Genomic DNA, 10,213 nt, shown 5'->3' with positions numbered 1-10,213 from the left:
CCGGCACTGTCATAGCCGCGGTATTCAAGCCGCTTGAGAGATTCCACCAAAAGGGGCGCAGCTTCGTGCTCGCCCAATACACCTACGATACCACACATCTTACTCGTCCTCGTTTTGTTGCCGGGCTTTTTTGGCTCTGAGTGTGTCAAAGAGCTTGCGCGCGAGATTTAGTTTGTTGTCTTGCGGAATGCGTGAGATCGCGAGGGCCCCATCGGGCACATCTTTGTTCACGATTGCACCTGTGGCTGTCATCGCTTCATCTCCCACTGAGACAGGCGCAATCAGCATGGTGTTTGAGCCGATAAAGACGCGTGCGCCGATATGGGTGTGATGTTTGAAGACGCCGTCATAGTTGCAGGTGATTGTGCCTGCACCAATGTTGGTGCCTTCGCCTATTGTGGCGTCGCCAATGTAGGTAAGGTGATTGGCCTTGGCACCCTCAGCGAGGGTTGCGTTTTTGATCTCGACGAAATTGCCGACATGTACGTTTTCAGACAGCTCCGCACCTGGGCGCAGGCGGGCGTAGGGGCCAACAACCGCCCCACGACTGACATGTGCGCCCTCGAGATGGGAAAATGCACGAATGTGGGCGCCATTTTCGATGGTGACTTCTGGGCCGAAGATCACGTTGGGCTCGATGATTGTATCTGGGCCAACGTATGTGTCATGGGCAAAGAAAACTGTCTCGGGGGCCGTGAGTGTTACACCTGCAGCGAGCGCATCAGCGCGGGCGCGGGCCTGAAAGGCGGACTCTGCGGCCGCGAGATCCGAGCGGGAGTTGACCCCCATGGTTTCTGCCTCTGAACAGGCCACCGCAGTTGCAGAGAGGCCCGCGGCGCGAGCCAGACCGATGATGTCAGTGAGGTAGTATTCCTCGCCTGCGTTGTCATTTGTAACCTGCGCGAGCAGCTCAAAAATATGTGCTTTTGAGCAGAGTATAACTCCGCTATTACAAAAGCTTATATCGCGTTCTTCATCTGACGCATCTTTGAATTCAACGATCCGTTCCAGCGTATTGCCATTCATCACAAGGCGGCCATAGCGGGCGGGGTCAGCGGCTTCAAAACCGAGCACCACAATGTCAAAGCGCGCGCGGGCGGAGCGCATGGTGTCGAGTGTTTCGGGGCTGATAAACGGTGTGTCACCATAGACTACAAGCAAATCGCCCGTGGCGCCTTGGAGCGCATCTTTGGTGCAGAGAACAGCGTGACCCGTGCCCTTTTGTTCTGTTTGCAGAACAATCTGGGCGCTCTCGTCATAGGCAAGAGCCGCGGCGCTCACGGCGTCGGCTTCATGGCCTGCCACAATCACAATATTTTGTGGCTCAAGGCTGGTGCCAGCTTTCATTGCGTGGATCAGAAGTGGCGCCCCCGCAACCTTGTGAAGCACCTTTGCGCTGTCAGATTTCATCCGCGTGCCTTTGCCCGCGGCGAGAATAACCAGGTTGATACTCATGGGTTTTACTTGCCTTTTTTAGTCCGGCCCGTTTTATCCGCTCTAGAGCAAAGCACAAGGGGGCACGTATCAAGCATTGTTGCGGGATATGTCAAAGGGAGTGTTAACATGGAAACGGTTATTTTTGATTTGGACGGCACATTGGCGGACACCAGTGGCGATTTGCTCGCTGCGGCCAACGCTTGCTTTCAGCAGATGGGCGAGGGAGATGTACTCACGCAGGCTGATGCGGGCGTCGCGTTGCGCGGGGGGAAGTTTATGCTGCGCGCCGGGCTTGAGCGGCTGGGACGGCCTGATGAGGCGGTGGTTGAGGCGTTTTATCCCGTTCTGCTAGAGGCCTATGCTGCGGATCTAGACCGTCGCACTGTGTTTTATGACGGGGCCTTGGAGGCAGTGGAGGCTTTGAAGCGAGATGGCTTTGGCGTTGGGATATGTACCAATAAGCCCGAAGCGTTGGCTGTGGAGCTGATGCGCCGCTTGGGGGCGCTTGACCGCTTTGCGAGCCTTGTGGGCGCGGATACGCTGCCTGTGCGCAAGCCTGACCCTGAGCCTTTGTTTGAGGCAGCGCGCCGCGCAGGCGGGCATCCTGAGCGCTGTCTGTTGGTGGGGGATAGTGACACCGACCGCAACACCGCGCGCGCGGCGGGAGTGCCGTCGGTCTTGGTTACATTCGGGCCGTCTGGCGAAGATATGGCTGCACTGGAGCCAGAAGCCTTGCTGCATGATTTTGCGGATTTGCCAGCGATAGCGCGCGCGCTTCTGCGATAGGGTATTCGTGGGTTTGAAAACTGGATTTTTGGGAAACTGAAATTATCGACTGTGTGATTGACGCACCCATGAGAGAGGCGCAATAAGGCTCCATGAGCGAGATATTTAAAGGCAGTTTCACCCAACAGGAGCCAATCCCCGAAGAGGGGATTGAAGCCGCAATTGCCGTGATGCGTACGGGGCGGTTGCATCGTTACAACCTTGCGGAGGGTGAGCTGGGCGAAGTCGCGCATCTTGAGCTGGAGTTCGCTGCGGCAATGGGGGCGAAATACTGCCTTGCTGTGGCCTCGGGCGGATACGCCATGGGCTGCGCCTTGCGTGCGCTTGGGGTGAAGCCGGGCGATAGGGTTTTGACCAATGCCTTCACGCTCGCGCCAGTGCCAGGGGCGATTGCGAGCGTTGGAGCTGTGCCCGTTTTTGTCGGGGTGACGGAAAGCCTGACGATTGATCTTGAAGATCTTGCGGCCAAGGCCGATCAGGCGGATGTGCTCATGCTCAGTCATATGCGGGGGCATCTTGCGGATATGGATGCTTTGATGGCGCTGTGTGACACCAAGGGCATCCGCGTGATTGAAGATTGTGCGCATACAATGGGTGCACGTTGGAAGGGGCGGCTTTCTGGAACAGACGGGATCATCGGGTGTTACTCGACGCAGACCTACAAGCATATGAACTCGGGCGAGGGCGGTCTGCTTATCACGGATGATGCCGAAGTTGCGGCGCGCGCCATCATGCTTTCGGGCTCCTACATGCTCTTTGAGCGCCATGTGGCTGCGCCGCCACCTGAAGCCTTTGCTGAGATCAAATACCAGACGCCCAATGTTTCTGGACGCATGGATCATTTGCGCGCGGCCATCTTGCGCCCGCAGCTTGCGCGGCTAGAGAGCCAGTGCGAGGCATGGAACGCGCGATATCGTGCTGTTGAAGCTGGGATTAGCGGGACAGCAGGTCTCACAGTCGTCCCGCGGCCAGAGGAGGAGCAATATGTTGGCTCTTCGATCCAGTTTCTCCTGTTGGACTGGTCGGATGCGGCCGTCGCAGACGTGCTTGCGCGCTGTGCGGCGCGCGGTGTCGAGCTCAAGTGGTTTGGTGGGGCCGAGCCAAAGGGGTTCACCAGTCGCTATGACAGTTGGCGCTATGCGCCGAGCGCGCCGATGCCCAAAAGCGATAGAATTCTGAAAGGCATTGTCGATATGCGCCTGCCGCTGACCTTTAGCCTTGCAGATTGTGAGTTGATCGCGCGGATTATCAAGGCCGAGGTGAGTGCTGTGTTTCAGGCGGGCACAGCCTAGGCACGTTAAATAAGACGACATCGCCTCCCAACCGCACAGACAGCTTCTTCTCTTTTCAAATATCCTGGGGGTCTGGGGGCAAAGCCCCCAGCGTGTCGGCCCGCGCGCGAAGCGCGTGGGGCGAAACCTGAGACCTGCCTTAACGGTTGCCACGAATCGCGGTCTGCGTTAAGAAATGAACAAGTGTTCAATAAATGGAGAGCAAGCTCATGTTCATGGGATCAATGAAGTTTGATTTGGGCGAGGATGTGAACGCCCTGCAAGAGATGGTGCATCGTTGGGCGCAAGAGCGCGTCAAGCCGATGGCGGCTGAGATCGACAAGTCCAACGAATTTCCCAACGCACTTTGGCAGGAGATGGGTGAGCTTGGTCTGCTTGGCATTACAACACCCGAAGAATACGGTGGCGCGGGGATGTCCTATCTTGCCCATGTGATCGCTGTGGAAGAAATCGCGCGCGCCAGTGCTTCTGTGTCGCTTTCGTATGGTGCGCATTCCAACCTCTGTGTGAATCAGATCAAGTTGAACGGCACCCATGAGCAGAAGGTGAAATATCTGCCCAAGCTCTTGAGCGGTGAGCATGTCGGCGCTTTGGCGATGAGCGAGCCGAGCGCTGGCTCTGATGTTGTTTCGATGAAGCTCAGAGCCGAGAAGCGCAACGACCGCTTTGTTCTGAACGGCTCCAAATACTGGATCACCAACGGCCCTGACGCGGAAACGCTTGTGGTCTATGCCAAGACAGATCCTGACGCAGGGCCCAAGGGGATCACGGCCTTCATCGTCGAGAAATCGATGAAAGGCTTCAGCACGTCCCCGCATTTTGACAAGCTCGGGATGCGCGGCTCCAATACGGCGGAGCTCGTCTTTGAGGACGTTGAGGTGCCGTTCGAGAACGTCCTTGGCGAAGAGGGCAAGGGTGTACGCGTGTTGATGTCGGGGCTTGATTATGAACGCGTCGTGCTTGCGGGCATCGGAACGGGGATCATGGCGGCTTGTCTGGATGAGGTCATGCCCTATATGGCCGAGCGCAAGCAGTTTGGTCAGCCGATTGGCAACTTCCAGCTGATGCAGGGCAAGATTGCCGATATGTACACCAAGATGAACTCCGCACGGGCTTATGTTTACGAAGCCGCGCGCGCTTGCGACCGTGGCGATATCACCCGTCAGGATGCGGCGGCGTGCTGTCTTTACGCGTCTGAGGAGGCCATGGTTGTGGCGCATCAGGCCGTACAGGCCTTTGGCGGCGCTGGGTTCCTCAGCGACAACGCCTGCGGGCGCATGTTCCGAGATGCCAAGCTCATGGAGATTGGTGCGGGGACAAGCGAGATCCGCCGCATGCTGATTGGCCGTGAGCTGATGGGGATGTATCTCTGATGCTGCCTCGCGCCGCGACATATGAGGCGCTTCGGGAGGGCTTTCACTGGGCGCTCCCCGAGCGGCTCAATATGGCGGCGCAGGTTTTGGCGCAGCCCTCCGAGCAGGTTGCGATCATTGATCTGTCGGCTGCGCGGCGCGACATCACTTATGGTGAGCTGTCGGCTATGGCGGCGCGCTTGGCGCTCGCGCTGTCAAAGAGGGTTCAGCGCGGCGATCGTGTTGGCGTTCTCTTCTCGCAGGATGCGTGGTGCGCGGCGGCGCATATTGCGATCTGGAAGATCGGGGCGATTTCTGTGCCGCTGTTCAAGCTCTTTCAGCGCGATGCTTTGGAGAGCCGTATCGGGGACAGTGGGCTAACGCTTGTTGTGACGGATGCGGACGGCGCTGAGATGCTCGGCGGCTTGGCTGAGGCACTGTTGCCCTATGATCTGCCTGCGGGTGATGTGGAGATGGTCGATACGGGGACTGAGGAGCCAGCGGTTCTGATTTACACCAGTGGTACGACAGGCAAGCCCAAGGGGGCACTCCATGCGCACCGTATGCTCACGGGGCATTTGCCAGGGGTTGAGATGAGCCATGATTTTCTCGACCAAGACGGCGATGTGATCTGGACGCCTGCGGATTGGGCGTGGATCGGTGGGTTGTTTGATGTGCTGATGCCGGGTTTGGCGCTGGGTGTGCCAGTGGTGGCGGCGCGCCTGCCCAAGTTTACAGCCCAAGAAGCGGAGCGGATTTGCCGCGAGGGCGGCGTGCGCAATGTGTTCTTCCCGCCTACGGCGCTCAGAATGCTGAAGGTGGAGGATCAGGAGATATCTGGTTTGCGCTCAGTGGCGTCTGGCGGCGAGCCGCTCGGCGCGGAGATGCTCGCATGGGGGCGCAAGGCCTTTGGGGTAAGCATCAACGAGTTTTACGGGCAAACCGAGTGCAACATGTCTGTGTCCTCCTGTGGAGCGCTGTTTGCGCCTGTCGGCGGGGCGACAGGCAAGGCTGTGCCCGGGTTTGATGTTCAAGTGATCGACGAGAGTGGCAAGGTGACGGACGGCGAGGGCGACATTGCCGTGAAGCGCGGTGCTGCGAGTATGATGCTTGAATACTGGAACAAGCCTGAGGCCACGGCGGAGAAGTTTCGCCGCGACTGGCTCGTGACGGGGGACCGCGGCGTTATGGAGGGCGATTTCATTCGTTTTCTGGGACGTGAGGATGATGTGATTTCTTCTGGTGGTTATCGGATTGGTCCTGCGGAGATTGAAGATTGCCTGATGACCCATAGCGCGGTGGCGACTGTGGGGGTTGTGGGTAAGCCCGACGCGCTGCGCCACGAGATTGTGAAGGCTTATGTTGTCTTGAAAGACGGAGCGGAGGCGAGCGCTGAGGAGCTTCAAACATGGGTCAAGACGCGGCTGGCGAGCTATAGCTACCCCCGCGAAGTTGAGTTTCTGGAGGCCTTGCCGATGACTGTGACTGGCAAGGTGATCCGCAAAGAGTTGAAGGCACGGGCTGCCGAGGAGGAAAAGACATGAAGTTGCAAAGCCAAGCGATCCCGACGAGCGAGCAGTTTAAGGCCAACCGCGAGGGGCATCTTGAAGCTCTACGTGTTGTCCGAGAGGCGGCGGAGGCTGCAGCGCTGGGGGGCGGTGAACGCTCGCGTGAGCGGCATGTGGGCCGTGGCAAGATGCTGCCGCGTGACCGTGTGGCCAACCTCTTGGATGCTGGGAGCCCTTTTCTGGAGGTCGGCGCGACGGCGGCGCATGGGATGTATGACAATGCCGCGCCTGCGGCGGGGGTGATTGCGGGGATCGGTATGGTCTCGGGGCAGGAATGCATGATCGTTTGCAACGATGCCACCGTTAAAGGCGGCACCTATTTCCCTATGACGGTAAAGAAGCATCTGCGCGCCCAAGAGATTGCGCAGGAGAACCGCTTGCCCTGTATCTACTTGGTCGACAGTGGTGGGGCGAACCTGCCGCAGCAGGACGAGGTTTTCCCTGACCGTGACCACTTCGGGCGTATCTTTTACAATCAGGCCCAGATGAGCGCCAAGGGCATTCCGCAAATTGCCGTGGTTATGGGGTCTTGCACGGCTGGGGGCGCTTATGTGCCTGCCATGTCTGATGTGACCATCATTGTTAAAGAGCAGGGGACAATCTTCTTGGCGGGGCCCCCTTTGGTAAAGGCTGCGACGGGCGAGGTTGTCACAGCTGAAGACTTGGGTGGCGGGGATGTGCATACGCGCCTCTCGGGTGTGGCGGATTACCTCGCAGAAGATGATGCGCATGCTTTGGCGCTGGCGCGCCGTGCCGTGAGCCATTTGAACCGTCAGCGGCCCATGAGCGTGGACTGGCAGACCTCGGAAGAGCCTGCCTATGACCCTGAAGAGATCTTTGGCGTTGTGCCTGCAGATCTGCGCACGCCTTATGACATTCGCGAAGTGATTGCGCGCACGGTGGACGGCTCGCGCTTTGATGAATTTAAGCCACGCTATGGCGAGACACTGGTCACTGGTTTTGCGCATGTGAAGGGCTGTCCTGTGGGGATCATCGCCAACAACGGGGTTTTGTTCTCCGAAGCGGCCCAGAAGGGCGCGCATTTTGTCGAGCTCTGTAGCCAGCGCAAGATCCCGCTGGTGTTCTTGCAAAATATCACAGGCTTTATGGTTGGGCGTAAGTATGAGAACGAGGGCATCGCGCGCCACGGTGCGAAGATGGTGACAGCGGTGGCAACAACCTCTGTGCCAAAGATCACCATGCTGGTGGGCGGCTCTTTTGGGGCTGGCAACTACGGCATGGCTGGGCGGGCCTATAGCCCACGCTTCCTGTGGAGCTGGCCGAACTCGCGTATCTCTGTGATGGGGGGCGAGCAGGCGGCTGGTGTCCTGGCCACGGTGAAGCGCGACGGGATCGAACGCACGGGTGGCACTTGGTCTGCCGAGGAAGAGGCCAAGTTCAAGCAGCCGACGATTGATATGTTTGAAGAGCAGGCGCACCCGCTGTATGCCAGCGCGCGGCTTTGGGACGATGGTATCATTGATCCGCGCAAGAGCCGAGATGTTCTGGCGCTGTCGCTGCGCGCGGCTCTGAATGCACCCATTGAGGAGACACGCTTTGGCGTGTTCCGGATGTAACCGATGAAAGAGATGCCCGAGACAGGACAGTTTGACTATGGTGTGCGCGACCCAGTGACGGGCGAGCGCTGGGTCTATGTCAGCCGCGAGATGGCGCAAGCGCACCCGAAGGGACAGCTGGGGGCCGTGCTTTATGTCATCGTGCTCTATCTTGTCGCTGTGGCGGGGCTGCGCTTTTATGAGTTTACCCAGTTTGGCTATGCGCCGTTCTATTTGCTTTCGTCGCTCGTGCCTATGCTTGGTGCTCTGGGGCTTTACTTTCGCGTGCCGTTTGCGGTTGCGCTGATTGTGCTTTTGTTCGGCACATCTGGCTATCAGCTCGTGACAGGCATTGGCAGCCTGAACGCCTTGGGACTGGTGCAGCTTTTGGCGTCAGGGGCGATTGCCGTTTACCTTGTTACAAGCGCACGCGCCAATTTGATTTACCGTCACCGCTATCGCAGCTTTAAGGGGCCAGAATGAAAACTCTACAAGAGATTATCGATGCAAACCCCGAGGCGGAGACCTTCCGTTTTGGTGACAGCAAAAAGCTATGCGACAGTATTCTCGCTCTGATCCGCAGCGGCAAGAAGACAGCCACCTGCGAGGCGCTGCGTGTTTATGGCAAGGGCGGCGACGAAATGCCCGAAGTGGGGCGGCGTGATGTTGCGCTGGAGTGGGACGGCGCGCCTGCTGTGATGGTGGAGACTGTCGAAGTCACCACCCGCCGCTTTGGCGATATGGACGAAGAGTTTGTCGCGGCTCAGGGCGAGTTTCGCAATTTGGAACATTGGCGGCAGGGCTATGAGGCCTACTTTCGCCGCAACGGAGGGTTTGACCCTGAGATGGAGCTGATGTGCGAGCGGTTCCGCGTTGTTGAAGATTTTGGAGGACACGATGTTTGAGAAGATTCTGATAGCGAACCGAGGCGAGATTGCTTGCCGTGTGATTAAGAGCGCGCGTGCGCTGGGGGTGCGGACTGTTGCTGTGTATTCAGACGCCGACCGCGCGGCCAAACATGTGGCGCTGGCGGATGAGGCTGTGCATATCGGTGGCTCAGCTCCGGCCGAGAGCTATTTGCGCGGCGATGTGCTGATTGGTGTGGCCAAAGAGACGGGCGCTCAGGCAATCCATCCTGGATATGGCTTTTTGAGTGAGAACCCCGATTTTGTAGAAGCTGTTGAGGCGGCGGGGCTTGTCTTTATTGGGCCGTCGGCCAGCGCGATCAAGGCCATGGGCCTGAAGGACGCGGCCAAGGCGCTGATGCATGAGGCAGGTGTGCCTGTTGTGCCCGGATATCACGGCAAGAACCAAGACCCAGAGTATCTTGCAAGCGCAGCAGATGGTATCGGCTATCCTGTGCTGATCAAGGCTGTGGCGGGCGGTGGCGGCAAGGGAATGCGCCTTGTCGAGAAACCTGCCGAGTTTATGGATGCGCTTGAGAGCGCGAAGGGCGAAGCCAAGACCGCCTTTGGCAACGAAGATGTCCTTATTGAGAAGTTTGTGACCCAGCCACGCCACATCGAAGTTCAGGTGTTTGGCGATGGCGAAAAAGCCGTGCACCTCTTTGAGCGGGACTGCTCTCTGCAGCGTCGTCATCAGAAAGTGATCGAAGAAGCGCCTGCGCCGGGGATGACTGCCGAGATGCGTGCCGCGATGGGCGATGCGGCTGTGAAAGCCGCTGAGGCGATTGGCTATAAGGGTGCAGGGACTGTTGAGTTTATCGTTGACGGCTCGCGCGGACTACGTGCCGATGGGTTCTGGTTTATGGAGATGAACACGCGACTTCAGGTTGAGCACCCTGTGACCGAAGCGATCACGGGTGTTGATCTGGTGGAGTGGCAGTTGCGGGTGGCTTCGGGTGAGGGCTTGCCCAAGCGCCAAGACGAGTTGACCATCACGGGGCACGCCTTTGAAAGCCGCCTCTATGCGGAGGATGTTCCCAAAGGCTTTTTGCCTGCCACGGGAACGCTTGCGCATCTGGCCTTCCCTGAAGGCGCTCGGGCCGACAGTGGCGTGCGTACGGGCGACACCATTAGCCCGTTTTATGACCCGATGATTGCCAAGATCATCATCCACGGGCCGAGCCGTGCTGTCGCGCTGAAGCGCATGGCGCGGGCGCTTGCGGAGACGCAAGTGGCGGGGACGGTGACAAACCTGAGCTTCCTTGGTGCACTTTGTGCTCATGAGGGCTTTGCGGCTGGTGAAGTGGACACGGGGCT

Annotated in this window: 9 protein-coding genes; 8 read left to right on the top strand and 1 reads right to left on the bottom strand. The window is 58.6% G+C overall.

What is annotated here, in order from left to right; all coding sequences use genetic code 11:
* Positions 1 to 99: 99 nt before the first annotated feature.
* Positions 100 to 1,455 (bottom strand): bifunctional UDP-N-acetylglucosamine diphosphorylase/glucosamine-1-phosphate N-acetyltransferase GlmU, encoded by a 1,356-nt coding sequence (gene glmU / locus P8O11_RS11075; RefSeq protein ID WP_300294218.1) that lies wholly within the window; start codon positions 1,453 to 1,455, stop codon positions 100 to 102.
* Between the two features lie 108 nt (positions 1,456 to 1,563).
* Here glmU and P8O11_RS11070 point away from each other — a divergent pair, with 108 nt between their 5' ends.
* The 8 genes from P8O11_RS11070 to P8O11_RS11035 form a co-directional block, all read left to right on the top strand.
* The gene (locus P8O11_RS11070; RefSeq protein WP_300294217.1) at positions 1,564 to 2,223 is read left to right on the top strand and encodes an HAD-IA family hydrolase; all 660 of its coding nucleotides are present in this window, start codon (positions 1,564 to 1,566) and stop codon (positions 2,221 to 2,223) included.
* Between the two features lie 92 nt (positions 2,224 to 2,315).
* Complete coding sequence (locus tag P8O11_RS11065) at positions 2,316 to 3,515, top strand: DegT/DnrJ/EryC1/StrS aminotransferase family protein (protein ID WP_300294216.1); 1,200 nt, start codon at positions 2,316 to 2,318, stop codon at positions 3,513 to 3,515.
* A 209-nt stretch (positions 3,516 to 3,724) separates the two neighbouring features.
* Positions 3,725 to 4,888, top strand: a complete 1,164-nt coding sequence (locus P8O11_RS11060; RefSeq protein ID WP_300294215.1) for an isovaleryl-CoA dehydrogenase — start codon at positions 3,725 to 3,727, stop codon at positions 4,886 to 4,888.
* Positions 4,888 to 6,411: an AMP-binding protein gene (locus P8O11_RS11055; protein WP_300294214.1), complete on the top strand. Its 1,524-nt coding sequence runs from the start codon at positions 4,888 to 4,890 to the stop codon at positions 6,409 to 6,411. Before P8O11_RS11060 ends, P8O11_RS11055 begins: the two co-directional genes overlap by 1 nt.
* Positions 6,408 to 8,012, top strand: coding sequence for a carboxyl transferase domain-containing protein (locus P8O11_RS11050; protein WP_089888314.1), 1,605 nt, complete (start codon positions 6,408 to 6,410; stop codon positions 8,010 to 8,012). Before P8O11_RS11055 ends, P8O11_RS11050 begins: the two co-directional genes overlap by 4 nt.
* 3 nt (positions 8,013 to 8,015) lie before the next feature.
* On the top strand, positions 8,016 to 8,474 hold the full coding sequence (locus P8O11_RS11045; protein ID WP_300294213.1) for a hypothetical protein: 459 nt from the start codon (positions 8,016 to 8,018) through the stop codon (positions 8,472 to 8,474).
* Entirely contained in the window at positions 8,471 to 8,896 is a 426-nt protein-coding gene (locus P8O11_RS11040; protein ID WP_300294212.1) for an ASCH domain-containing protein, read from the top strand. Before P8O11_RS11045 ends, P8O11_RS11040 begins: the two co-directional genes overlap by 4 nt.
* A partial coding sequence (locus P8O11_RS11035) for a biotin carboxylase N-terminal domain-containing protein (RefSeq protein ID WP_300294211.1) occupies positions 8,889 to 10,213 on the top strand: 1,325 nt, incomplete at its 3' end. The genes P8O11_RS11040 and P8O11_RS11035, both read left to right, overlap by 8 nt.

The organism is Lentibacter sp., from assembly GCF_029254145.1.
Lineage (GTDB): Bacteria > Pseudomonadota > Alphaproteobacteria > Rhodobacterales > Rhodobacteraceae > Lentibacter.
This window is presented reverse-complemented; position numbering and strand designations above follow the sequence as displayed.

What these genes read in the sequence shown, in the direction of transcription:
- P8O11_RS11060 (WP_300294215.1), top strand. Translation starts at nt 3,725, where the DNA reads ATGTTCATGGGATCAATGAAGTTTGATTTGGGCGAGGATGTGAACGCC.
- P8O11_RS11050 (WP_089888314.1), top strand. Translation starts at nt 6,408, where the DNA reads ATGAAGTTGCAAAGCCAAGCGATCCCGACGAGCGAGCAGTTTAAGGCC.
- P8O11_RS11055 (WP_300294214.1), top strand. Translation starts at nt 4,888, where the DNA reads ATGCTGCCTCGCGCCGCGACATATGAGGCGCTTCGGGAGGGCTTTCAC.
- P8O11_RS11040 (WP_300294212.1), top strand. Translation starts at nt 8,471, where the DNA reads ATGAAAACTCTACAAGAGATTATCGATGCAAACCCCGAGGCGGAGACC.
- P8O11_RS11065 (WP_300294216.1), top strand. Translation starts at nt 2,316, where the DNA reads ATGAGCGAGATATTTAAAGGCAGTTTCACCCAACAGGAGCCAATCCCC.
- glmU (WP_300294218.1), bottom strand. Translation starts at nt 1,455, where the DNA reads ATGAGTATCAACCTGGTTATTCTCGCCGCGGGCAAAGGCACGCGGATG.
- P8O11_RS11070 (WP_300294217.1), top strand. Translation starts at nt 1,564, where the DNA reads ATGGAAACGGTTATTTTTGATTTGGACGGCACATTGGCGGACACCAGT.
- P8O11_RS11045 (WP_300294213.1), top strand. Translation starts at nt 8,016, where the DNA reads ATGAAAGAGATGCCCGAGACAGGACAGTTTGACTATGGTGTGCGCGAC.